The following is a 23,895-nucleotide window of genomic DNA, read 5'->3' on the forward strand; positions in this document are numbered from 1 at the left end:
TGACATATTCGTTCGCCGAGATTCTCGAAGAAAGCTCATTACAGCGGCTGCAATGATCACTGTGCCGCTTGCCAACCTTCCCCCGGGCAGGCTCCGTTGCTCAGGCAGCACCATCCTCCTTCTGCATCGATCAGATACTGGGCGGCTGCCTTTAGCTGGGCGCGATCCAGGTCCACGATGGCATCGGACAACTGCTCGAAATAATCCGACGGGCGGCCAGCCAGCTTACCTTGCCAGAGCAGTTCGGCGGCCTGGGCGAAGGGCAGGCCGGTCCTCTGGAGTTGGGCGGCGAGCGCTTGTCGCTGGCGGGTCAGGGATGAATCATCGAGCTGCTGGACCAGCGCCGGTAACCCGGCCAGGAATTGCTCGATGTGGGCACTCAGTTGCGTCGCCGAGAGGTTGGGCGATTGGACGCCGAACAACATCCCGGTTTGCCCGTCGATCTGCTTCAACCCACTGAACACCGCATAGCCCAACTGCAACTCCACTCGCAGGCGCTGGTAGAACAGCGTCTGACATAGCTGTGCCAGCCACCGCCAGGCGGCTTCGTCGGCCAGCGCCGGGGTGGGCGTCGGGCAAAACAGCAGCACGGCCGGTTCTTCCCCGTGAGTCTTGAGCGTATTCCAGATGCGTTGCCCGCGAGGTGCCGTCGCGCGGCTGATTTCCACGCCCGCGATGCCCGGCACACGGGCCAAGGCAGGGCCCAACGCCCCTTGAATGGCCGCCGACAGACCAATGGACAGCCCGTCCCATCGGGCCGTCGTCCACACACTTTGGTCGCTGTCGGGCGATGGTAGCGCTGACGACTGCCAGTTGTGCCGGCGGTGATTCGGCAAGGCCTTCAACAGGTGTCGAATCGGTATCGGCGGGGGCTCATGAGCGGCCAAAGCCATTGGCAGCGGTTGCGCGAGCTTGGTCAGAACGTGTTCAAGCACCAACGGTATCGGAGTCTGCAAGCCGACCAGCTTCAGTAGCCATTGATTGGCGCAGGACTCGAAACTGACGTCCACACCGGCCTGGCCAGCATCCTCACGCATATCCTGCAGGTGTCGGTCGAGCCTGGCTTGAAAGTCGAGCGGTGCCTGGGTCGTCAGTTGCCAGCGCAGGTACACCGCGCCTTCACGACCATTATCCGGCAGCGCCTCGCTGAACTGCATGGGCGAGCGTTCCCGTCGGCCTCGGGAGCGGTCCTGGGCAAAAGTTCGCAAGCCGCGATGGGCGCTGGTCTGGCCGCGTATCAGCCCGGCGCGAGGTGCTTCGCTTGGGGTGTGCAGGAACGGGTTGGGCGCGGGCAGTTGCCATTGCTGCGCGATGTTATTGGCCGGGTGCAGTTGCTTGAGGATTTCCCTGAGTCTTGCGAGGTCGTTTGCCAGCAGCGGCCCGTCACGCCCTTCACAGTCCCTGCGGGCCAACTGCAGGGCTGATCCTGTTTCCTGGCGACGCTGTAGCAGTGCAGTGAACTCCTGGCGCAACGGCGCCCAGTCGTCCTGGGCGGCAAAGAACCCCAGCCAGTCGTGCAGCAATGGCTGGATTTGCGCCGCTGCCTGAGCGTTGTCGTGCTTGATTTCAATGTGCAGCAACGCTTGCCCGGCAAATTCATACAACGCGTTGGCCTTGAGACTGTCAGCCAGGCCGCGCTGACGCAACGTGTCGAGCAGGCCTCCCGGTTTGCTGGAGTTCAGTGACGTACAGAGAAAATCCAAGGCTTGAGGCGAGGCGACGGGCAAATCTTCGAAAGCGAACAGCAGGTCGAGACAACCTTCGCGGGCCTGTTGATAACTCGTCTGGGACGCCGCCATAAGCTTTGGCGGTGCTGGCCTGGCAAGCGCTTCGCCGGCAGGTATGTGGCTGTCGAACTGTTCGGCCAGGGTTTTCAAGGCGTCGATGCTTTGCGGGCCGGCCAGGCTCAGGGTCATCTGGCCGCTCCGGTAAAAGCTGCGGTAGAAATCATGCAACGCCGTTTGAAATTCGGCTTGCGCCACTGCGAGGCTGTCGCGATTGCCAGCATGAAAACCTCGCAACGGATGGGTCGCCGACAAACCGTCATGCAAGGCAAGCTGTCGCTGGGCTGCCGTATCCTGGGACCAGGCGATGAACTCTGCGTGCAGTACTTCCCGCTCTCGCAACTGATCGGCTTCGTCCAGGCGCGGCTGGGCGAGCATGTCCACCAGTCGTTCCAGTCCGTCGGCGAAGGCGGCGGGTGGCAATTCGAAGAAAAAATCCGTGGTGCGTTCGCTGGTGCGCGCATTGAGCTGGCCGCCCTGGCGCTGCACGTAGGCCATCAGGTTCTCCCCGGCGGGAAACCGCTCGGTGCCGAGGAAGAACAGATGCTCGAGCAAATGCGCTAATCCTGGCCAGGCCAGGGGCGCATCATGGCTGCCAGCCGCGACTCGCAGTACCGCAGCGCTGCGCTTGAGGGCGGGGTCATGACGCAGCGTCACCCGCAAGCCATTGGCCAGGGTTTCAGTGTGGGGGCGGAGGGAGTCGGGGGCCGGCATGAGCGCTTCCAGGACAAAGATGCGCTCATGCTAGCGGATCAGGGCTCTTTCTCAATCCTCTATCAGTGTTTGTGCAACTCGTCGTAAAGCTCGGGGCGGCGATCGTGCAGGTAGCTGTAGGCTGCCCGGGAGTCTTCCATCAGTTGGCGGTCCAGTTCAGCGACGATCAAGGCCTCATCCAGCCCGGCAAGCGCCGGGCGGCTGCCATTCGGTGCGGCGATGCTGCTTTGGCCGCAATACTGCAATTCACCTTCGTGGCCGCAGTAGTTGGCGTACGCCACGAAGCACTGGTTCTCGATGGCCCGGGCACGCACGGTGACGTCGGCGATGAACTCGTAGGGTTGCATATTGGCGGTGGGCACCAGGATCAGCTCGGCACCGGCCAGGGCGAGGCGCCGGGCGTTTTCCGGGAACTCCAGGTCGTAGCAGATCAGGAAACCGAGTTTCCAGCCATTGAGCTCGACGATGGGCAATGCGGCGTCGCCAGCACTGAACATCGCGTGATCGAGGTCACCGAACAGGTGGCTCTTGCGGTAGTTGGCCAGACGCTCGCCCTGGGCGTCGATCAGTTGCACCGCGTTGTAGATCTGCCCGTCTTCGCCGCGTTCAGGGTAGCCATAGACGATCGCCAGGCTGGCGGCCTTGGCAATGCGGGCGATCTGTTGCGCCCACTCGCCGTTATAGACCTCGGCCAATACATTCACCGCGTCGACGCCGATGTTGTAGCCAGTCATGAACATCTCCGGCAGCACCAGTACATCGGCGCCCCTGGCTTCCAGCGCCACCTGATGCAGGCGTTGCAGGTTGCCGGCCGGATCCAGTGGCAGCGGTGGGCATTGATAGAGGGCTACACGCATCGACAACTCCTTTTATTCGGGCAGGGCGATCGGACCGATCTCATGGAACACATCGCCTGGACCCGGGTTCTCGGCGTGAGTTTCACCACCGAAGTGCTTCATGATTCCCCACACGGCATTGAGTGAGGTCTGTACCGCGCCTTCGACCCAGGCCGGTGTCCATGAGACGTCATCGCCGGCAATAAAGATCCCGCGTTGTTCGGCTGGCATGTCGTCCTGCATGAAATGCGCGTACATGCGCTGGTTGTAGCGATAGTGGCCGGGCAGGGCGCCTTTGAATGCACCGAGAAAGTGCGGGTCGGCTTCCCACGACACGGTGATCGGGTCGCCGATGATCCGGGCAGCGATGTCCACCTTGGGGTAGATCTTTTTCAGGGCATCGAGGGCCAGCTTCACGCGTTTTTCCACCGGATGGGGGAGCATTTTCAGCGCATCGCTCATCCAGGAATATGACAGGCAAATCACCCCCGGCTTGTCGTCCCCGTTGTCGAAAAGATAGGTGCCACGGGTCAGGCGGTCGGTCAGGGTCATGCTCATCAGGTCGCGGCCGGTTTCCGGGTCCTTGTCCTTCCAGAACGGCCGGTCGACCATCACGAACGTCTTCGACGATTGCATATAGCGGGTGCGGTCCAGGGCCATCCACATTTTTTGCGAGAACAGCGCCTCTTCGCATTCGATCTGGGTGGTCAGCAGCCAGCTCTGGCAGGTGACCAGCACGGCGGCGTATTCGCGGGTGTTTTCCCAGACGTCGGTCACGCTGAAACGTCCATCGGCGGCGCGGGCGATACGCTTCACGCCGCTGCGCGGGGCACCCAGGTGCAGCGAATTCAGGCTGGTACCTTCCGGCCAGTGTGCACAGCGTTCCGGTACGTGCTTCCAGATGCCGTGGGGCACCTGTTCGACGCCACCGACCACCAGATGCTGGTGGTCGTCGCAGTTGGTCATCACGACGCGGAAGATTTCCAGCATCGAATTGGGGAAGTCCGAATCCCAGCCGCCCGTGCCGAAACCGACCTGGCCGAACACTTCGCGGTGCTGGAACGAGAGCTTGGCGAATGCCTTGGATGTGGCGACGAAGTCGTAGAACGTGCGGTCATCCCACAAGGGTACCAAGGTGTTCCACAGTTCTTTCAGGCGCGGCACGTCGCGGTCGCGGATCGCCTGCTGTATATCGCCGAAGCGCGCACCATCTTCCAGGGCATCGGCCCAGGCATCGGCAACTTCCTGGAACAGTGCCGGAAGATCCGCCAGCTTCTGTGCGTAATAGGTCTGGCCTTCCAGGTCGATGACCGTGCTGCCGGACGCCGGGGTCAGCGGGTTGGGAAACGGTTTGGTCTCCAGGCCCAATTTGTCGACGTAATGGTAGAACGCAGTGGATGACACCGGAAAACGCATGCCGCCCAGCTCGGCAATCACCCCTTCGGCGCCGTTGAACGCCTGTGAGCGCAGGCGTCCACCCATCTTCGACGCCTCGTAGACCACGGGCTTGAGACCGAGCTTCATCAGCTCGTAAGCCGCCACCAGACCGGCGATCCCGGCACCGACAATCGCCACTTCCGTACCGTGGTTGTGGGCGGGAATACTGCCCAGGCCAGCCGGATGCTCGATCCAGTCGTCAAAGGCGAAAGGAAAGTCCGGGCCGAAAATGGTGATGGGTTTCTTACCGTCTGCTGGGTGGCGATTGTGCTTGTTCATGGCTGACCTTGATGGGCGACTCGACGCGGCCTTCGCGTCTGAGTATAGGAAAGATGCCAGCCATTCTAGGGAGGGTGGAATACGTTAATAAGACACAATATGTCGTCGTTTTGATCGGTTTTAAGTCACTTTGATGTATTGATAAGTCGTAATGACGAAACAGGTTCCCTGTGAGAGCGAGCTTGCTCGCGATAGCGGCCTGTCAGTCATGAAGATGTGGCTGAACCAACGCCATCGCGAGCAAGCTCCCACAGGTTAAGTGACGCAGGGCTTAGACCGGCTGGCCCCGATCGATCTTGCTGCTGAGGATGATCGACGTAGTGGTCTTCTCCACACCGTCCACGCTGCCGATCTGGTCCAGCAACTGGTCCAGTTGCTCCGGCGAGTCCGTGCGCAGCCAGGCGACATAGTCGAACTCACCGCTGACCGCGCACAACTGCTGGACCTGGGCCATGGCGCTCAAGCGCCGCAGCACGTCCTTGCCGGAGCGCGGTTGAACCTTGATACCGACATAGGCCTGCAAGCCGCCGTCTATCACCCGCTGCCCCAGGCGCACGCCGTATCCAGTGATCACCTTGGTTTTTTCCAGCCGCGCCAACCGTGAGGTCACGGTCGTGCGGGCGATGCCTAGCTGCCGGGCGAGCATGGCGACGCTTTCCCGTGCATTGATTTGCAGTGCCGCGATCAGTTGTCGGTCGATTTCGTCGAGGACGGGAGGGCGGGTGTCAGTCAAAGTGGGCTCCGGCGCGGGCAGTCGATGGCGAACATGTTACAGACTCTCACGTGCGAAATAGCCAATGGCAGGTAAAGCCTGCGCTCGCCAGGCAGGGGCCAGGTGCATCTGTGACGGCCTGAGCCAGAAACCGTCCTGGCAAACCAACTGTTCGGTGGGCAACTGCAACAGTAGAGCCAGCGGGAACGACTGCACAGAACCTGGGTCGTCATCGTCTTGCGCTTCCCAATCGCGCTCAAAGCAGCGCACATGCAGCTGTTCGTCGTCGAAACTCTCAAACAGCGGCCGTTTGCCCAGCCACTGCGGATGCACCCGCAACGTGTGTTCCTGGACATCCAGGACCAGCAATTGCCAGCCTCGATAACTTCCACACAGTTCTGTCACATCGGTCGCCATGCAGGTCAGGGCCAGATAGCGGCTGTCCGTCGACCAGATCATCGACGGTGCCAGGTCGACCAGCGCGCAGCCTGAAGCTGTCAGCAGATGTCCCCCGAGCCGGGGCGTCTGTGCACGTACCCAACTGTCTGCATATTCCGTCTCGCTGCCGAACAACCAGGCAGCGTCCCGGTGGTCGGGTGCAGGCTGGATGAAATCCCCTTCGGCGTTGGCGGCTTGCGGACGATCCACCAGGCGCCAGGAGGGCAATCTCTGCAGCTGTGAATCGACTACCTGCAGTTCCACGGTGTCGTAGAACAAGCGGGATCGCTCGTTGGGTTGAAAGAACGAAGTGGCGTTGGCGCTACCGATCTGCGGCGCCTGGACACTGAAACGTTGCAGCGCGCTGCTCTCCAGGTCCTGGTCAAGTCGACCGGCGACCACTGCCAGGCTCAGCCGGCCATTACGAAAATCGAGGATGCGTTCCACCCACATCGCCGGCCCTTCCAGCAGGCGTCGATCCTTCACGTCCGCGATCACGCCATGGGTGGTCACGGTCGTTGCGTTTTCAAAGGGCAGTAGTGCGAGGTAACGACCGCAGTCTGAGACGCGGTGGTCCAACAACCAACTTCCGGGCAAGTGCCAGTCACCGATCTGACAGCGGTAGCCCCCAAGCCCTTCGCGATTGTCACCAAGCCAGCTCAACTGAGCACGGGTACCGTCCAGCATCGGCTGCGTCTCGATAAACGCATCACCGCGCGCTCCCCGACTGTCCAACGGCAACACAATGGCCATGCGGGTCAGTTTGAATTCCGCGACCTGTACGCGGCCTTGGACGTCATGGCCGGCCTGGATTTCGGTATCGCTGTGGATACTGTCCAGGCGATAGCCGTAACGGCCGGAACCTGGGCGCGGATAGTCGAGGTAGGCGCCGATACGCACATGGTTCGCGTCGAGGCTCAGTAATTCATGCCAGTAGAAGGACGGTTCTGCGGCGCCCCTCACCCAGGGCGAGGGCAAGGCGCGCCAGCCGGTATCGAGCTGCCACAACCAATATTGGTCGCCCTGCGCGTCACCGCTTTGCTCGTGAGCCAGGCACACCAGCGCGCGTTGATCGGTGCTCCATATCAACGGCGCGTCTGCCGCCATCGACAGGCCGGACGATTGTCCATTGACGCTGATGGTATAGCGCGGTGAAAGCAAGGGATCCAGGGGCTGGGGCAAGTCGCGAAAAGTCGAAGGCAAAGAAATATTGCCCTGAAGGCACTGCTGGCCATCGGCGGAGCGCCGTTCAAAGGTCGGCTCAGGATGCCAGTCGGCTTCCAGCCACAGATCGGCGACAGGCACCAGGTGGGTGACGCTGGCGGTTTGCAACAGCTCATCGAGCCGGGTTTCGCGAACGCTGTTATCCACCAGTGGGCTATGGCGTCCGCTCAAGAGGTCGAGATCAAAAGCGTCCAGCTCCCAGAGTTCGCTGTCGGCGCAGCGGTACAGCTGGCGTTGCTGGCGGTCGAGGACCACCAGTCCCCATGCCTGCCGGGACGGTACCGGTGCGGCGAAATAGCGCCCATCGCTGGAGAACACTGCCGAGGAGCCAATGCCTTGCAGAAGCACGCCGTCGGGGAACAGATAGTCGCAATAAGTCGGGCCGCCCATGGCGATTTCGCCGTGGTTGAAGACCCGGATTGGCTCGCCTTCAGGGGTCAGCAGCGGCTCGTTTCCACCCCAGGCACTCGGCCCTTTACTGGAGACGAGCGCCAACCCAAGGCGCCGTTCCCAGCTACTGACGCAGGCGAGCCCAACGATGATGGCGACGATCGCCACCAAGATGCCCCACCACTCGGGCAACGCCCGTCCCAGGCTGAAGCCCAGGCCAAACACGGCGCCGACCGTCAACCGGGCAATGCCCCGGCCCGTCGCCAAAAAGCCCAGGCGAGCGGCAAGGCCCATCAGCAGGCCGAGGAACACCACCGCCAGCAAAGCCAGTGGCGGCGGCAGCACGGTGACGAAAAAGGCCGGCACCAGCAGGATGCCGAGTTGCCAGAACAGTTCAAGAATCAGTCGCGGGAGGCTGGGGCTGGCGATGATGGGCATCTCGGTGAGGGATGGGATTTTTATTGTATCGGAGCGAAGGATGCTAGCGGGAGGACGCTAGATACGCAAAAGCCGCGCAATGCGCGGCTTTCAAGATGGTGGGCCCACACGGACTCGAACCGTGGACCAAAGGATTATGAGTCCTCTGCTCTAACCAACTGAGCTATAGGCCCTCAGTAGGTCGCGGATTATAGCGACGGTTTCTCGGCTGTGCTATCCGAAAAATCCGATACGCTCACACGAAGAAACGTGGCGGCAAACTCGTCGGCGCCCAGGGGCAGGCTGACGATGTAGCCCTGGATCTGTTCGCAACCCTCTTCGGTCAGGAATTGCTGTTGGGCCAGGGTTTCGACGCCCTCGGCGATGACGGTGAATTGCATGCTGCGACCCAGGGCGATGATTGCCCGCACGATGGCCGCGTCGTGGGGGTCGTCGGGCAGGCCTCGGACGAAGGATTGGTCGATCTTGAGGATGTCCAGCGGCAGGCGCTTGAGGTAGCTGAGGGATGAGTAACCCGTACCGAAGTCGTCGATGGCCAATTGCACACCGAGCTTTTTCAACTGGTGCAGCACCATCAGGGCCTCTTCGGCCTGGCTCATGATGAAGTTCTCGGTAATTTCCAGTTGCAACAAGCCTGGCCTGAGATGGTGTTCGCGCAGCAGTTGTTCGATACGTCCCAACAGGTTGGGCTGGCGCAATTGGGCGCCGGCGAGGTTGACCGACAGAGGGCCCAGGCTGTCATAGGTACTGTTCCATTCACTCAACTGCTGGCAGGCATGCTCCAGTACCCAGTCGCCAATCTGCAGGATCATGCCGTTTTCTTCCGCCAGGGGGATGAAATGTTCCGGCGGTACGTCGCCAAATGTCGGGTGGGTCCAGCGAATCAGCGCCTCGGCACCCACCAGACGGTTGTCGACGAGGCTGATTTTCGGTTGGAAGGATAATGACAGTTCGTTGCGCTCGATCGCCCGTCGCAGCTCGTGTTCCAGGGCTACGCGCTCGCTGGCCTGGGCGGTGAGGTCGCGAGTATAACTTTCCACCCGGTTGCGCCCCTTGGCCTTGGAGCGGTACATCGCAGCGTCGGCATTCTTGACCAGCGTGGCGACGTCGCTGCCATCCTGTGGGTAGAGGCTGGTGCCAATGCTGGCGCTGATGAAGAACTCGTGCTCGCCGGCCTGGAATGGCGCGGCAAAGCAGTTCAACAGTTTCTGGGCGATGTGTTCGGCGTCACTGGGCTGCTGCAAGCCGGGCAGCAGGATGATGAACTCGTCGCCGCCCAGGCGCGCCACGGTGTCGATGTCGCGCAGTTGCTCGCGCAAGCGCACGGCAATGCCTTTGAGCAGCAGGTCGCCGACCGGGTGTCCGAGGCTGTCGTTGATGTGCTTGAAGCGGTCCAGGTCCAGGAACAGCACCGCACCCTGGCCGCCGTTTTCCTGCTGGCTGTTGAGAGCCGTCAGCAGGCGGCTTTCGAACAGCGTGCGATTCGGCAGGCCGGTCAGTGGATCGTGGTGAGCCTGGTAATCGAGCCGGGCCTGGGCATGTTTGAGGCTGGAGATATCGGCGAAGACCGCAACGAAATGGGTGATCTGTTGATCCCGATTGCGCACCGCGCTGATGGTCAGCCAACTGGGGTACAGCTCGCCGTTCTTGCGCCGATTGGAGATCTCGCCCTGCCAGTGGCCTTCCGCCGTCAACTGGTGCCACATCGCGGCGTAGAACGCGCTGTCATGCAGGCCGGAAGCCAGTAACCGGGGCGTATGGCCCAAGGCCTCGGTTTCGCTGTAGCCGGTGATTTCGGTGAAGGCTCGGTTCACCGCGCTGATGTGCTGTTGCGTATCGGTGATCAGCACGCCTTCGGCTGTGCTTTCGAACACGGTGGCGGCTTGTTGCAGTTTCTCCTGCATGAGGTGGCGTTCGGTGATGTCCCGGGCGATGGTCAGCATGCAGTCTTCGTTGCCGATGGGCAGCGGGCGACTGGAGACTTCGCAGAGCCGTACCTGCCCGTCGTTGCGACGGATATGGCAGCTGAAGTCTTTTACGAAACCGTCCCGTTTCAACAGGCTGAGCATCTGCTTGCGCTCGTTGAGGTTGACCCAGATGCCCAGGTCCAGGGTCGAGCGGTCCACCGACAGGGCGCTGTTGAAACCGGTAATGCGGCTGAAACCTTCGTTGACTTCGATCAGCAAACCATCGCTTTGTCGGGACAGTAGCAAGCCATCGGGTGAGGCGTGGAATGCCTTGGCAAACTTCTCTTCTGAGGTCTGCAATTGCTGCTGGGTTTCCTTGAGCTGGCTGATGTCCCGCACGACCACGACCAGGGCTGGCGTCGTATCGAGGTCGAAGGGTTCGGCGGAGATCAGTCCGGTGAACACCTGGCCGTTGCTGCGGCGAAAGGGCATTTCCAGGTTGCGAATGCTGCCGGCCTGCAAGCGCTGCAACAGCCCCGGCCCCACGCCTTGGATGCCCCAGATATTCAGTTCGGTTGCGTTGCGTCCCACCGCCTCGGCGGCACTCAGGCCGATCTGCTCCTCGAAGGCCTTGTTGACCTCCAGCAGGCAACCGTCCATCAGCCGTGCGATCACCAGGATGTCCGGGCATTGGCGGAACACGGAGGCAAACTTCTGTTCCGAAAGACGCAGCGCTTCCTCGGTGCGCTTGGCTTCACTGATATCGATCATCAGCCCGCGCATCACTGGTTCGTGGCCGTGCTCGATCAGGCTGACAATGTCGCGCACCCACAGGCAGCGGCCATCGGCGGTGATCACCCGATAATCGATGCAGTGATCGCGCCCGGCCAGCACTTCATGATCACAGTAGGTCTGGGCGCGGATCAGGTCCGCCGGATGAATGATGTTGCGCCAGAAGCCTGGGATCAGCCAATGGGAAAGGGGATAGCCCAGCAGGTCTTCGGCGTGGGGCGACACGTAGCTGTAGGTGAAATCGCTGACCCTTGCCTCCCAGGCAATGGCCGACAGGCTCTCCACCAGCCCTCGGTAATGGTATTCGCTGCTGCGCAGTTCCTGTTCCAGTTCGACCCGTCGGGCGATTTCCGAACTGAGTCTGCGGTTGATGCGAATCACCACTGCCAGTATGCCGACCAGGAGCAATAGTGCAGGCAGGCCGTAGACCAGCAAATCTGACCAGAGCTGACGATAGTCATGCACGTTGCCGACCCACTTCTGCTGGATCTCGGCAACTTCGGCTGGGCTCATGTCGGCCATGACCTTGTCCAGGATACCCACCAATATCTTGTTGTCTCGAGGGACGGCCATTGCCAATTGATAGCGATAAGGCGTTTCCCCGCTGACATAAAGGCCTTCGAGCTTGAGTTGGCGCAGGCTCCAGACACTGGAAGCCAGGTCGCCGACTACTGCGTCCACTTCGTCGGTTGCCAGTGCCTGCAGGGCTGAACTGACGTTGGGCAGCGCCACGAGATTCAGGTCGGGATGGTGGTTGCGCAGCAATTCATGGGGGGCATAGTTCTCTATCACGGCGATTTTCAGCCCGTACAACTCCTTGAGGTTGTGGGGCTGGGCGCCACCGCGATGGGCCAGGATGACAATGGGAAAATCGAGGTAAGGCCGGGTGAACGCCAGGTAATTCTGGCGTTCCGGCGTGGACATGATGCCCGGCAGAAGGTCTATCTTGCCCTGTGCGACCTGCTCCAGCACGGCGGTCCAGCTGGCTGGCTCGATGGGGGTGAGCTTGATGGCCAGTCGTTCCCGAATGATATCGACGTAGTCGGCGGCCAGGCCCTGATAGCGGCCTTGCTCATCGCGAAACTCGAACGGCGGCCATGAGGCATCGACGCCCAGGCGCAGGTCGGGGTGGTCCTTGAGCCAGCGGAGCTCCTCGTCGGTGAGCGTCAACGCGCCAGCTGTTGCGGTCCAGGTCATCAATGACAGCAAAAGCGCGGCCGTCAGTCTGGGCATCACTGTCTCGTCATGGCTTGGGGAGGATGATTCGAGTGTAGACGGGCCACAGGGTGGTGAGGAGCGTAACGAGGGGGATTTTATCTGTTGCACATAACAAAACCCCCGGCAGGGCCGGGGGTTTTGAAGGTCACTCGTCGAGGAAGGAGCGCAGATGCTCGCTTCGCGTCGGGTGGCGCAGTTTGCGCAACGCCTTGGCTTCGATCTGACGAATGCGCTCACGGGTGACATCGAACTGCTTGCCGACTTCCTCGAGGGTGTGGTCGGTGTTCATGTCGATGCCGAAGCGCATGCGCAGTACCTTGGCTTCACGGGCAGTGAGGCCGGACAGTACTTCTCGAGTCGCTTCCTTGAGACTCTCGACAGTGGCGACATCGATCGGAGACTGCATGGTGGAGTCTTCGATGAAGTCACCCAGATGGGAGTCTTCGTCATCGCCGATCGGGGTTTCCATGGAGATCGGTTCCTTGGCGATCTTCAATACCTTGCGGATCTTGTCCTCAGGCATTTCCATGCGTTCGCCCAGCTCTTCCGGCGTCGGTTCGCGACCCATTTCCTGCAGCATCTGCCGGGAAATACGGTTGAGCTTGTTGATCGTCTCGATCATGTGCACCGGGATACGGATGGTGCGGGCCTGGTCGGCGATCGAGCGAGTGATCGCCTGACGGATCCACCAGGTGGCATAAGTCGAGAACTTGTAGCCGCGACGGTATTCGAACTTGTCCACCGCCTTCATCAGGCCGATGTTGCCTTCCTGGATCAGATCGAGGAATTGCAGGCCGCGGTTGGTGTACTTCTTGGCGATGGAGATCACCAGACGCAAGTTCGCTTCGACCATCTCTTTCTTCGCGCGACGGGCCTTGGCCTCGCCGATCGACATGCGACGGTTGATGTCCTTGATCTCGGCGATGCTCAGGCCGGTCTCGGCTTCCAGCGCGCTCAGCTTCTGCTGGCAACGAATGATGTCCGGTTGCAGGCGGGCAATGGCTTCAGCGTATTTGCTCTTGCCCTTGGCCAGTGCATCGGTCCAGCTTTCGTCGACTTCGTTACCAGGGAACTGACGCAGGAAGTCGGCACGCGGCATGCGGGCGTCACGCACGCAAAGCTGCATGATCGCGCGCTCTTGCTGGCGCAAGCGATCCAGGGCGCTGCGCACACGCTCGACCAGGCCTTCGAATTGCTTCGGTACCAGCTTGATCGGCATGAACAGCTCGGCCAGTGCCAACAGCTCGGCAATCGCCTGCTTGTTGTTGCGACCGTGCTTTTTCAGCGCCTTGCGGGTGATTTCCATCTGGTCGGCCACAGCGCCGAAACGCTGCGCTGCGATGATCGGATCCGGACCGCTTTCGGCTTCTTCCTCGTCGTCGCTCGCTTCGGCGTCTTCGTCATCGGTGTCGTCGTCGGCCTTGACGGCTTTCGCGTCGATTGGCGGCGGCACTTCGGCGGCAGGCGGCGCAATGCCGTCGTCCGGGTCGATATAACCGCTCAAGACGTCGGACAGGCGGCCACCTTCGGTGGTGACGCGGGTGTACTCGGAGAGAATATGGTCAACCGTGCCAGGGAAGTGCGCGATTGCGCCCATCACTTCACGGATGCCTTCTTCAATACGCTTGGCGATTTCGATTTCGCCTTCGCGTGTGAGGAGCTCTACCGTGCCCATTTCACGCATGTACATGCGCACGGGGTCGGTGGTGCGACCAATGTCGGTCTCGACCGCTGCCAACGCTGCGGCCGCTTCTTCAGCGGCCGCCTCGTCGGTATCGGCGTCGGCCAGCATAAGGGCATCCTTATCTGGAGCAACCTCGAATACGTTGATCCCCATGTCGTTGATCATGCGGATGATGTCTTCCACCTGTTCCGGATCTGAAATATCCTCCGGCAGGTGGTCGTTGACCTCCGCGTAAGTCAGGTAGCCCTGCTCACGACCCAATAGGATCAACTCTTTGATACGAGACTGCTGTTGCGCTTTTCCGGACATAACACCCTATCCACTGAAGGTCTTGGCGGGCAAAAAACAAGCCGAGGATTATACCTGAGCTGTGACCTCACGCGCCAGTTGAGGTCGGGTTTGATGCGCAAACATTGCGGCTAAGTAAGTCGCGCAATTGGTTTTTCTCTTCGCTGGTCAACTCGCTCTGGCGAGCTTTTCGCAGAAGTTGTTCCAGATTTCGCTCGCGTTGGCGGGCGGACAAGCTAGTAATGGTGTCGAAAAACTGTTGTTCAAGGTTGTCTCCATCAATCAGCCATTCCTTCTCGGCCAGGGCCTTCAAAAGGCGCCCCTGCTCGGTACCGTGCCACCGCGCGATCAACTGGAAAGAGTTTAGCTTGGGGTTCTTCTGCACGGCTTCAAGGAGTGCCACCAGCAATTGCGTATTGCTGTGGTCCTCGGCGGCGAAGTGCCCTGCGTCCTCGACTTTTTCCGCCAGTTGCGGGTGATGCAGCAAGGTGCGCAAGGCGGCCAGTGTTGGTGGTTCGACGGCGGCCGGCACGCGCGGGGCACGTGGTTGGTCGCGATCGCCACGCTTGCCGTTCTTGTCCCAGGGCTTCTTGTCCCATTTCTTGCCGCCGCTGCCGGGTTTTTTCGGCGTCCATTCCTGCTGGGGGGCGTAATCCTGCTGAGGTTGATGATAGTCGGCGAAATCCGGCATCGCGTCGTAATCGATGCCTGGATCATAAGCCGGCGGCGCCTCCTGGGGCGCGCTGTGTACCAATTGATTGACCGCTTCGCTGTTCAGGCCGGTGATCTCGGTCAGGCGCTGGCGCATGAGTGTGCGCAGGTTGGCGCCAGGCACCTTGTCGATCAGCGGTGCCGCGAGGGTGGCCATGTGAGCCTTGCCTTCGAGCGAGCGCGGATCGGCTTCTTCGGTCAACTGCTGGAAAAAATAGTCGGCCAACGGTTGCGCATGTTGGTTGATCCGCGCACGGAACGCGTCGGTGCCCTCGGAACGTACCAGCGTATCGGGGTCCTCGCCTTCTGGCAGGAACAGGAAGCGTGCACGCCGCCCGTCCTGCAGGCACGGCAAGGTGGCTTCCAGGGCGCGCCAGGCGGCATTGCGGCCGGCCTGGTCGCCGTCGAAGCAAAACAACACGTTGGGCACCACGCGAAACAGGCGCTTCATGTGCTCTTCGCTGGTGGCCGTACCCAGGGTGGCGACGGCGTTGCGCAGGCCTTGCTGGGCCAGGGCAATAACGTCCATGTAGCCTTCGACGACAATGATTTCATCGAGGTTGCGGTTGTTCTTGCGCGCTTCGTACAGGCCGTAGAGTTCTTGCCCTTTATGGAATACCGGGGTTTCCGGGGAGTTCAGGTATTTCGGCTTGTCGTCACCCAGTACCCGGCCACCAAAGGCGATGATCCGCCCGCGTGTGTCGCGGATCGGAAACATGACCCGGTCGCGAAAGCGGTCGTAGCGCTTGCCGGTTTCGGCATTTTCAATCAGCAGGCCGGCGTCGATCATGGCGCGCTGCTGCAACGTATCGCTGCTCAGGTGCTTGTACAGGTTGTCCCAGCCGGGCGGTGCGAAGCCGAGGCCGAAGTCCCGGGCGATTTCGCCGGTCAGGCCGCGACCCTTGAGATAATCCACCGCGGCCTTGCGTGCCGGATGGCTTTTGAGGGCCTGGCGATAAAAATCCGCCGCTGCGGTCAATAGCGGATAAAGCGGAGAATCGGTCGGTTGGCGTGGCTTGTGCTGTCGACCGCTTTCCTCGCGGGGTACTTCCATGCCGGCGGCTTTGGCCAGTTCTTCGACCGCCTGGGGGAAGTCCAGGTTGTCGTGGTCCATGATGAAGCCGAGGGCGTTGCCGCCCGCACCGCAGCCGAAGCAGTAGTAGAACTGCTTGTCGGGGCTGACGCTGAAAGAAGGCGTTTTCTCTTTGTGGAACGGGCAGCAGGCCGTGTAGTTCTTGCCCGCTTTCTTCATTTGCAGGCGAGAGCTGACCACGTCGACGATGTCGGTGCGGTTCAGGAGGTCGTCAATAAAGCTCTGGGGAATCAGCCCGGCCATGGCGTTCTCATCATCACTGCGCGAAATATGGACCCGAAATCGGCAGGCGTAACCGGGTCTGGGTTTGAGGCACGCTAAATCGGTGGCTCGACCGGGTCGTCTGCATCATCGCTGTCGGGAAGTGTATCTGCCGATAATCCACTGACGTTAATAACTATCAGTATTCGACTGTTTGAATGTGTTGCGCTGAGTCCGGTAACGGCTGTTCAGGCCTCGGATAGCTCATGAAGCGGGCACGCAGGCAGGTGCCTTGGGCTGATCGTCGTTAGAGGAATCAGGGTGTGCTCGTCGGTAGCCTTGGAAGGCTCGTCAGGAAAGACGTGCACCGCTGGCAAAAGAGCCAGGTCTGACGCGGTGAAGCAGGTTGTCTTGGTCGCGTCTGCGGCTTTGACAGTGAAGCATCAAGCGTTATTCCGCAAATGCCATAAGCCCGGCTTGAGGGCCGGGCTTGGCAGAAGCTTGCTACGGACGTCTGTGTATTAGTACAGACGTACGGCGCGGCGCTGTTCGCGCTGAACTTTCTTGGCGTGACGCTTAACAGCGGCTGCTGCCTTGCGCTTACGCTCAGAAGTCGGCTTCTCGTAGAATTCGCGGCTACGAACTTCAGCCAGAACACCGGCTTTTTCGCAGGAGCGCTTGAAACGACGCAGAGCTACGTCGAAGGGTTCGTTCTCTTTTACTTTGACGGCTGGCATCCAGAGCTACCTTCATTCATTACCGGGGTCAACATCCTCGCGGCAAAAGAGCACTTGAAGACGTCGGTTTTTAAGGGTTGCGGATGTTAACCCCTCAACGCTCGGAATGCAAAGCCTCTGATCGAAAACCGCTGGTCGGGGCACAACGCGGCGACTATTATGCGCGCCTTCGAATTCAGCCTCTACAAGGCGCAAACCCATGCTAGTACTGGGATTAGAAACTTCCTGCGACGAAACCGGTGTCGCACTTTACGACAGTGAGCGCGGCCTGCTGGCCGATGCGCTGTTCAGCCAGATCGACCTGCATCGCGCCTATGGCGGGGTGGTGCCCGAGCTGGCTTCCCGTGATCACGTCAAGCGCATGCTGCCCTTGATCCGCCAGGTCCTGGCCGAAGCCGGCTGCGTGCCGACCGAGATCGACGGTATCGCCTACACCGCCGGTCCGGGCCTGGTGGGCGCGTTGCTGGTGGGCGCTTCCTGTGCCCAGGCGCTGGCCTTTGCCTGGGGTATCCCGACCCTGGGCGTGCATCACATGGAAGGTCACTTGCTGGCACCGATGCTGGAGTCGCAACCGCCACAGTTTCCGTTCGTCGCTTTGTTGGTATCGGGCGGCCATACGCAGCTCATCCGGGTCGATGGCATCGGCCAATACGAGTTGCTCGGCGAAACTCTCGACGATGCGGCCGGCGAAGCGTTCGACAAAACAGCAAAAATGATGGGCCTCAATTATCCAGGTGGACCGGAAATCTCCCGGCTTGCGACGCAAGGGGTCGATGGGCGCTTCGTGTTCCCGCGACCGATGTGCGACCGTCCCGGCCTGGATTTCAGTTTCAGCGGATTGAAGACCTTCGCCCTGAACACCTGGCAGCAGTGCGTCAGCGCCGGGGACGACAGTGAACAAGCCCGTTGCGACATCTCGCTGGCGTTCCAGCAGGCCGTGGTGGAGACTTTGACCATCAAGTGCAAGCGTGCCCTCAAGCAGGCCGGGCTCAAGCGCCTGGTGATCGCCGGTGGTGTGAGCGCGAACAAGGCCTTGCGCACATCGCTGGAAAAAATGCTCGGCGACATGAAGGGCGACGTTTACTACGCTCGGCCGGAGTTCTGCACAGATAACGGCGCGATGATCGCCTTTGCCGGCTGCCAGCGTTTGCAGGCCGGCCAGCAGGAAAGCCTGGCGATAAGTGTGCAGGCGCGCTGGCCGATGGAGCAGTTGGCGCCGCTGTGAGGCGTCATTTAAAAATGCCGTTCGCGCCCGGCGAACAGGTCGCGTAGATTGCCCCGGTGGCGCCAGACGATCAGTGCAACCAGGGCGGTCATTGGCAGCAAGGCCGCTGGTTCCTGCCAGGCCAGCAACGGCAAGGTCAGCGGTGTGGCGATCAGCGCGGCCAGGGAACTGGTGCGGGTCAGGTAGAACGTCAGCAGCCAGGCACAGACAGCCAGCAGGGCGGCGGGCGGGTACAGGCCCAGCAGCATGCCGGCGGCGGTGGCGACACCCTTGCCGCCACGAAAGCGAAAGTACAGCGGGAATAGATGGCCGATGACGGCGCAGACGCCGATCCAGGCCTGTTGCTGCAACGAGAGCCCTGCAAGGCTGGCGATCAATACCGGGACAAGGCCTTTGCAGAGGTCGCCCAGCAGGGTCAGGATGGCGAGTTTGCGTCCGGCCAGGCGCAGCATGTTGGTGGCGCCGGCATTGCCTGAGCCACTCATTCGCGGATCCGGGCGACCGGTCAGGCGGCTGAGCAAAATGGCGAAGGACAGCGAGCCGAGCAGGTAGGCGAGAATCGCCAGTAACCAAAACATGCTAACTATTCCGGGCGAGGACGCCCTGATTCTAACGGCGCATTGCGCCCTTGTCGTGCTGCGGAGAAGAGTGCTTGGACAGAGTGTTTATCGAGGGCCTGGAAGTCGACACGGTAATCGGTGCCTACGACTGGGAGCGAGGCATCCGCCAGTGCCTGCGGCTTGACCTGAGCTTCGCCTGGGACAACCGCCCGGCCGCCGCGGGTGATGACCTGACCCTGGCGCTCGACTACGCCAGCGTCTCCTCGCGCATCCAGGTGTTTGCCGAGCAAGCGCAGTTCCAGTTGGTCGAGACCTTTGCCGAGCGTCTGGCCCAGGAACTCATGGACGAGTTCAAAATCACCTGGCTACGTCTGAAAGTGACCAAGCCCGGCGCCGTACCAGCGGCCAGCGGCGTTGGCGTGGAGATCGAGCGCGGATGTCGCTGACTCAGGTTTTTCTCGGGCTCGGCAGCAATATCGAGCGCGAAACCCATCTGTGCGCCGGTCTGGAGGCCTTGGCCGGTTTCCTGGTGGATATGCGTTGTTCGGCCGTGTTCGAGAGCCAGCCGGTGGGTATCAAAAGCGGGCCGTTCTTCAATTTTGTCGTCTCGGCCTTCACGGATCTGCCACTGATGGAGCTGGATCGTCGCCTCAAGTTCATCGAGGCGGACAACGGTCGCTATGCGCCGGACCGCAAGGGGCTGCCGCTGGATATTGACGTGTTGTTATATGGCGAACAGGTTGGCAACTTCGATGGGCTGATCCTGCCTCGCGCGGAGATCCTCAAGAACGCCTTCGTTTTGTGGCCGTTGTCGTTGATCGCGCCGGATCGGATTCATCCTGGTGTGGGCAAGAGCTTTGCCGCGTTGTGGGAAGAAGCGCAGATTGATCAGGTACTGGCGCCGGTGGCTTTCGAATGGCGGGGGGAGCAACTTACGCCTTTGGACCTGCTGCGACTCTCATAACGTCATCGCGAGCAGGCTCGCTCCCACATTTGATCTATGCGAATGCAGATGCCATGTCTGCCACGAGCCCTGTGGGAGCGAGCCTGCTCGCGATCAGATCGGCGCACCCACCTGAGCTGCAAACGGGGTGTCAGCCCGCTGATTCCTTATACGCTTTCAATACCCTGAGTCGCTCCCGCTTGATCGCCTCGCCCAGCTCCGGCCCCTTGAAACCTTTTTCCAGCAACGGTTGCACCGCCACTGCGCGGGCGGCCGCCGCTGCGCCGCGAAGATAATCAGCCTGTGGATAACTTCGATTTTCCAGGCCTTTGCGACCACGGGCATCCATCTCGCACGCCGCGATGAACTCCTCGAAGCGCTGAGGCCGGCGGTACACGTCAAAACTCTGCAACAGCTCAAGCAAAGTGGACGCCTTCAGCTCAAGCGCACGATGACCGTGGGTGTGATATTGGCCGACCAATAGCGCCAGTTCCTGACAGTCGCGCGGCGCCTTGAAGCGCTCATTGACCGCTTTGATCAGCTTCAATCCCCTGTGCTCGTGGGCGATGTGTCGCGGCCATTCGTGTTCGGGGGTCACGCCTTTGCCCAAGTCATGCAGCAGGCAAGCCCAGCGGACAGTCAGAGGTTGCTGGTGCAATGCCGCCTGCTCCAGCACGCTCAGGGTGTGCAAGCCCGTGTCGATTTCCGGGTGGTGGGCCTCAGGCTGAGGCACGCCAAACAGTGCGTCGACCTCGGGCATCAGGACTTTGAGGGCCGTGCAGTCGCGTAGGACCTGGATAAATACCTGTGGCTGTTTTTCCATGAGGGCGCGGGAAATTTCTTTCCAACTGCGCTCGGCCGTCAACGCTTCCAGCTCACCGGACTCGCTGAGTTGGCGCATCAGTTCAAGGGTTTCGTCCGCCACCTTGAAACCCAGCGGGGCATAGCGCGCGGCAAAGCGGGCAACTCGCAAGACTCGGAGTGGATCTTCGGCGAAAGCGGGGGAAACGTGGCGTAGAATTCGGGACTCCAGATCACGTTGGCCGTGATACGGATCGGTCAGGTTGCCATGGTCATCTTCAGCCATGGCGTTGATGGTCAAGTCCCGGCGAACCAGGTCTTCCTCCAAGGTCACTTCAGGGCTGGCATGGAACACGAAGCCGCCATAGCCTCGACCGCTCTTGCGTTCGGTACGGGCGAGGGCGTATTCCTCGCCGGTCTTCGGGTCGAGGAATACCGGAAAGTCAGCCCCCACGGGGCGAAAACCTTTGGCGAGCATTTCCTCGGCGGTGGCCCCCACGACAACCCGATCGACGTCGGTGACGGGAATGCCCAGCAGGCGATCGCGAACGGCGCCGCCAACTTTATAGATCTGCATAAAAAACCTCCGTTGATCCGACAGGATAACCTTTGCGTCGGACCTCCGGAGGCGAAAACGGGATCAAAGATGAATGACAGCCAAGTCCAGGCGGCCATAGTCTCCTTCGGCTTGTTCGCCTTTGGGCGGTACATGATGGGTTTTCATCACTTGGTCGCCTTGCAGGGTTTCCAGGTGGATGTCGAAACCCCAGAGTCGGTGCAGGTGCTTGAGCACTTCATCGGTGGAGTCACCCAGTGGTTTGCGGTTGTGCGCCTGGTGCCGCAGCGTCAGCGAGCGGTCGCCGCGGCGGTCGATGCTATAGATCTGCACGTTGGGCTCGCGATTACCCAGGTTGTACTGCGCCGCCAGGGTTTCGCGGATGATGCGGTAGCCGCTCTCATCGTGAATGGCGGGCACCACCAGGTCATCTTTCTGGTCATCATCCAGAATGCTGAACAATTTCAGGTCGCGGATCACCTTGGGCGAGAGGTACTGCAAGATGAAGCTTTCGTCCTTGAAACTGCTCATGGCGAATTTAATGGCGGACAACCAGTCCGAGCCGGCGATTTCCGGGAACCAGCGACGATCTTCCTCGGTGGGGTTCTCGCACATGCGGCGGATGTCGCGGTACATGGCGAAACCCAGTGCGTAAGGGTTGATGCCGCTGTAGTACGGGCTGTCGAAGCCAGGTTGGAACACCACGCTGGTGTGGGACGTCAGGAACTCCATCATGAAGCCGTCGGTAACCAGGCCCTCGTCGTATAGATCGTTCATCAGCGTGTAGTGCCAGAACGTGGCCCAGCCCTCGTTCATGACCTGGGTTTGGCGTTGTGGATAGAAATACTGGGCGATCTTGCGCACGATGCGCACGATTTCCCGCTGCCACGGCTCCAGCAGAGGCGCATGTTTTTCAATGAAATAGAGAATGTTCTCCTGAGGCTCGGCAGGGAAGCGGGCATTGTCTTTTTCGTTGTACTTGTCTGCACCTTTGGGAATGGTGCGCCACAGATCGTTGATCTGTTTTTGCAGGTGCTCTTCGCGGTCCTTTTGGCGCCGGCGTTCTTCTTCGGCGGAAATCGGATACGGCCGTTTGTAGCGGTCCACGCCGTAGTTCATCAGGGCGTGGCAGGAGTCCAGGAGGTCCTCCACCGCGTCGATGCCATGGCGCTCCTCGCACTGCATGATGTACTGCTTGGCAAACACCAGGTAATCGATGATCGAGCTGGCATCGGTCCAGGTGCGGAACAGGTAGTTGCCCTTGAAGAAGCTGTTGTGCCCATAGCAGGCATGCGCCACCACCAGGGCCTGCATGCAGATTGTATTTTCCTCCATCAGGTAGGCGATGCAGGGGTCGGAGTTGATGACGATCTCATAGGCCAGTCCCATTTGGCCTCGACTGTAGGATTTCTCGGTACTGAGGAAGTGCTTGCCGTAGGACCAGTGGTGATAGCCCAGCGGCATGCCGACTGACGCGTAGGCGTCCATCATTTGCTCGGCCGTGATCACCTCGATCTGGTTCGGGTAGGTGTCGAGGGCGTAGCGGTCCGCGATACGGCTGATTTCGCGGTCGTAGGCCTTGATCAGCTCGAACGTCCATTCGGATCCGGTGGAAATGGGCTGGCGCTTCTGCTCTTTTTTGGCGGTCATGTCACTAACCTGCGCTGGAAGAGTTCACGGAAGACCGGGTAGATATCCCCGGCCGAGACCAGTTGCTGTTGGGCAAATGTGTCGGAAAAAGCTTCGGCAATCCGTTCATATTCGTACCACAAGGCCTGGTGTTCGCGTGGAGTAATTTCCACATAGGTGTAGTACTGGACGAACGGCATGATCTGGTTGATCAGGATGTCACGGCAGATCGGTGAATCATCATTCCAGTTGTCGCCGTCCGACGCCTGGGCCGCATAGATGTTCCATTCGTTGGCGGGGTAGCGTTCGGCCATGATCTCCTGCATCAGCTTCAGGGCGCTGGAGACAATGGTGCCGCCGGTCTCCCTGGAGTAGAAGAACTCCTCTTCGTCCACTTCCCTGGCGCTGGTGTGGTGGCGGATGAACACTACGTCGATCTTGTCGTAGTTCCGCTTCAGGAACAGGTACAACAGGATGAAGAAGCGTTTGGCGATATCCTTGGTGGCCTGGGTCATGGAGCCGGATACGTCCATCAGGCAGAACATCACCGCCTTGGAGCTGGGGTTTGGCTGTTTCACCAGCAGGTTGTACTTGAGATCGAAAGTGTCGAGGAACGGTACGCGATGGATGCGTGCGCTGAGTTTCTCGATTTCCGCTTCCAGGTCCTGAATATCGCCAAAATTGTCGGGTTCTTCGCGTTTCAGGCGGGCCAGTTCTTCCTTGACCTCGCGCAGTTTTGCCCGGCTGCTGCCCGACAGCGCGATGCGCCGTGCGTGGGCTGAGCGAAGGGTGCGGATGATATTGATGCGTGACGGATTGCCTTCATTGCTGATACCGGCCCGCACGGTCTTGAAGGTGTCGGTGCCGGTCAGGTTGCGCTTGACCAGGTTCGGCAGCTCCAGGTCCTCGAACATGAACTCCAGGAATTCCTCCTGGGTGATCTGGAACACGAACTCATCCATGCCCTCGCCGGAGTTGCCGGCTTTACCGGGCCCTTTGCCGCCGCCACCACCCTGGGGACGGGGGATGTGCTCGCCACTGGTGAATTCCTTGTTGCCTGGGTGAACGACGGTCTGTTTGCCTCCGCGGCCATGATGAAGCACCGGCTCGTCGATGTCGCGGCCGGGGATGCTGATCTGTTCGCCGTGTTCCATGTCGGTAATGGAACGCCGGCTGACCGCCTCTTCGACGGCCTTCTTGATGTGGTCACGATAACGCCGCAGAAACCGCTGGCGGTTCACCGTGCTCTTGTTCTTGCCATTAAGGCGTCGGTCGATCACATAGCTCATAGGCCCCTC

At 60.6% G+C, this 23,895-nt stretch carries 16 protein-coding genes and 1 tRNA gene; 3 read left to right on the top strand and 14 right to left on the bottom strand.

The features are described 5' to 3' along the window. Nucleotides 1-56 precede the first annotated feature (56 nt). From pqqF to rpsU, 10 genes are all read right to left on the bottom strand, one after another. Nucleotides 57-2,498, bottom strand: coding sequence for a pyrroloquinoline quinone biosynthesis protein PqqF (gene pqqF, locus AC30D9_RS10030; RefSeq protein WP_490143971.1), 2,442 nt, complete (start codon nt 2,496-2,498; stop codon nt 57-59). A 62-nt stretch (nt 2,499-2,560) separates the two neighbouring features. Continuing rightward, nucleotides 2,561-3,355 (bottom strand): carbon-nitrogen hydrolase family protein, encoded by a 795-nt coding sequence (locus tag AC30D9_RS10035; protein ID WP_307576260.1) that lies wholly within the window; start codon nt 3,353-3,355, stop codon nt 2,561-2,563. A gap of 12 nt (nt 3,356-3,367) precedes the next feature. Continuing rightward, nucleotides 3,368-5,050: a flavin monoamine oxidase family protein gene (locus tag AC30D9_RS10040; RefSeq protein WP_134926089.1), complete on the bottom strand. Its 1,683-nt coding sequence runs from the start codon at nt 5,048-5,050 to the stop codon at nt 3,368-3,370. A gap of 271 nt (nt 5,051-5,321) precedes the next feature. After that, nucleotides 5,322-5,783, bottom strand: a complete 462-nt coding sequence (locus tag AC30D9_RS10045; protein WP_018607342.1) for an Lrp/AsnC family transcriptional regulator — start codon at nt 5,781-5,783, stop codon at nt 5,322-5,324. Between the two features lie 36 nt (nt 5,784-5,819). Continuing rightward, a complete protein-coding gene (locus AC30D9_RS10050; RefSeq protein WP_490143972.1) occupies nt 5,820-8,252 on the bottom strand; it encodes a hypothetical protein in 2,433 nt (810 codons plus the stop codon). A 96-nt stretch (nt 8,253-8,348) separates the two neighbouring features. Further along, nucleotides 8,349-8,425, bottom strand: a tRNA-Ile gene (locus AC30D9_RS10055). Between the two features lie 15 nt (nt 8,426-8,440). Then, nucleotides 8,441-12,184 (bottom strand): EAL domain-containing protein, encoded by a 3,744-nt coding sequence (locus tag AC30D9_RS10060; protein WP_490143973.1) that lies wholly within the window; start codon nt 12,182-12,184, stop codon nt 8,441-8,443. 130 nt (nt 12,185-12,314) lie between these two features. Continuing rightward, nucleotides 12,315-14,162: an RNA polymerase sigma factor RpoD gene (rpoD, locus tag AC30D9_RS10065; protein WP_116833605.1), complete on the bottom strand. Its 1,848-nt coding sequence runs from the start codon at nt 14,160-14,162 to the stop codon at nt 12,315-12,317. Between the two features lie 67 nt (nt 14,163-14,229). Continuing rightward, a complete protein-coding gene (gene dnaG / locus AC30D9_RS10070; protein ID WP_109754983.1) occupies nt 14,230-16,188 on the bottom strand; it encodes a DNA primase in 1,959 nt (652 codons plus the stop codon). A 479-nt stretch (nt 16,189-16,667) separates the two neighbouring features. Further along, nucleotides 16,668-16,883 carry a 30S ribosomal protein S21 gene (rpsU, locus tag AC30D9_RS10075; RefSeq protein ID WP_002551877.1) on the bottom strand — a complete coding sequence of 72 codons (216 nt, stop codon included), beginning with the start codon at nt 16,881-16,883 and terminating at the stop codon, nt 16,668-16,670. Nucleotides 16,884-17,082: 199 nt separating this feature from the next. On the opposite strand from rpsU, the gene tsaD reads away from it, so the two are divergent. Then, the gene (gene tsaD / locus AC30D9_RS10080) at nt 17,083-18,108 is read left to right on the top strand and encodes a tRNA (adenosine(37)-N6)-threonylcarbamoyltransferase complex transferase subunit TsaD (protein ID WP_490143974.1); all 1,026 of its coding nucleotides are present in this window, start codon (nt 17,083-17,085) and stop codon (nt 18,106-18,108) included. An 8-nt stretch (nt 18,109-18,116) separates the two neighbouring features. On the opposite strand, the gene plsY is transcribed toward tsaD, so the two are convergent. Continuing rightward, a complete protein-coding gene (gene plsY, locus AC30D9_RS10085) occupies nt 18,117-18,686 on the bottom strand; it encodes a glycerol-3-phosphate 1-O-acyltransferase PlsY (protein WP_003206189.1) in 570 nt (189 codons plus the stop codon). Between the two features lie 74 nt (nt 18,687-18,760). Here plsY and folB point away from each other — a divergent pair, with 74 nt between their 5' ends. Together folB and folK are read left to right on the top strand one after the other, a co-directional pair. Continuing rightward, nucleotides 18,761-19,114, top strand: a complete 354-nt coding sequence (gene folB / locus AC30D9_RS10090) for a dihydroneopterin aldolase (RefSeq protein WP_134926087.1) — start codon at nt 18,761-18,763, stop codon at nt 19,112-19,114. Further along, the gene (folK, locus tag AC30D9_RS10095) at nt 19,105-19,632 is read left to right on the top strand and encodes a 2-amino-4-hydroxy-6-hydroxymethyldihydropteridine diphosphokinase (protein WP_134926086.1); all 528 of its coding nucleotides are present in this window, start codon (nt 19,105-19,107) and stop codon (nt 19,630-19,632) included. Before folB ends, folK begins: the two co-directional genes overlap by 10 nt. Before the next feature lie 130 nt (nt 19,633-19,762). Here folK and AC30D9_RS10100 read toward each other — a convergent pair whose 3' ends face one another. The 3 genes from AC30D9_RS10100 to AC30D9_RS10110 form a co-directional block, all read right to left on the bottom strand. Continuing rightward, nucleotides 19,763-20,989 (bottom strand): multifunctional CCA addition/repair protein, encoded by a 1,227-nt coding sequence (locus AC30D9_RS10100; protein ID WP_134926085.1) that lies wholly within the window; start codon nt 20,987-20,989, stop codon nt 19,763-19,765. A gap of 63 nt (nt 20,990-21,052) precedes the next feature. Further along, nucleotides 21,053-22,618, bottom strand: coding sequence for a SpoVR family protein (locus tag AC30D9_RS10105; protein WP_092255206.1), 1,566 nt, complete (start codon nt 22,616-22,618; stop codon nt 21,053-21,055). After that, on the bottom strand, nt 22,615-23,886 hold the full coding sequence (locus AC30D9_RS10110) for a YeaH/YhbH family protein (protein WP_025215799.1): 1,272 nt from the start codon (nt 23,884-23,886) through the stop codon (nt 22,615-22,617). The genes AC30D9_RS10105 and AC30D9_RS10110 overlap by 4 nt, the downstream gene beginning before the upstream one ends. Nucleotides 23,887-23,895: the final 9 nt, after the last annotated feature.

It is taken from the genome of Pseudomonas sp. DF11 (genome assembly GCF_058148565.1).

Bases quoted from the DNA above. Each gene is read 5' to 3' on its own strand.
- tsaD (WP_490143974.1), top strand. From the start codon at position 17,083: ATGCTAGTACTGGGATTAGAAACTTCCTGCGACGAAACCGGTGTCGCA.
- folK (WP_134926086.1), top strand. From the start codon at position 19,105: ATGTCGCTGACTCAGGTTTTTCTCGGGCTCGGCAGCAATATCGAGCGC.
- AC30D9_RS10035 (WP_307576260.1), bottom strand. From the start codon at position 3,355: ATGCGTGTAGCCCTCTATCAATGCCCACCGCTGCCACTGGATCCGGCC.
- dnaG (WP_109754983.1), bottom strand. From the start codon at position 16,188: ATGGCCGGGCTGATTCCCCAGAGCTTTATTGACGACCTCCTGAACCGC.
- rpoD (WP_116833605.1), bottom strand. From the start codon at position 14,162: ATGTCCGGAAAAGCGCAACAGCAGTCTCGTATCAAAGAGTTGATCCTA.
- pqqF (WP_490143971.1), bottom strand. From the start codon at position 2,498: ATGCCGGCCCCCGACTCCCTCCGCCCCCACACTGAAACCCTGGCCAAT.
- rpsU (WP_002551877.1), bottom strand. From the start codon at position 16,883: ATGCCAGCCGTCAAAGTAAAAGAGAACGAACCCTTCGACGTAGCTCTG.
- plsY (WP_003206189.1), bottom strand. From the start codon at position 18,686: ATGTTTTGGTTACTGGCGATTCTCGCCTACCTGCTCGGCTCGCTGTCC.
- AC30D9_RS10040 (WP_134926089.1), bottom strand. From the start codon at position 5,050: ATGAACAAGCACAATCGCCACCCAGCAGACGGTAAGAAACCCATCACC.
- AC30D9_RS10100 (WP_134926085.1), bottom strand. From the start codon at position 20,989: ATGCAGATCTATAAAGTTGGCGGCGCCGTTCGCGATCGCCTGCTGGGC.
- AC30D9_RS10060 (WP_490143973.1), bottom strand. From the start codon at position 12,184: ATGCCCAGACTGACGGCCGCGCTTTTGCTGTCATTGATGACCTGGACC.
- AC30D9_RS10110 (WP_025215799.1), bottom strand. From the start codon at position 23,886: ATGAGCTATGTGATCGACCGACGCCTTAATGGCAAGAACAAGAGCACG.
- AC30D9_RS10105 (WP_092255206.1), bottom strand. From the start codon at position 22,618: ATGACCGCCAAAAAAGAGCAGAAGCGCCAGCCCATTTCCACCGGATCC.
- AC30D9_RS10050 (WP_490143972.1), bottom strand. From the start codon at position 8,252: ATGCCCATCATCGCCAGCCCCAGCCTCCCGCGACTGATTCTTGAACTG.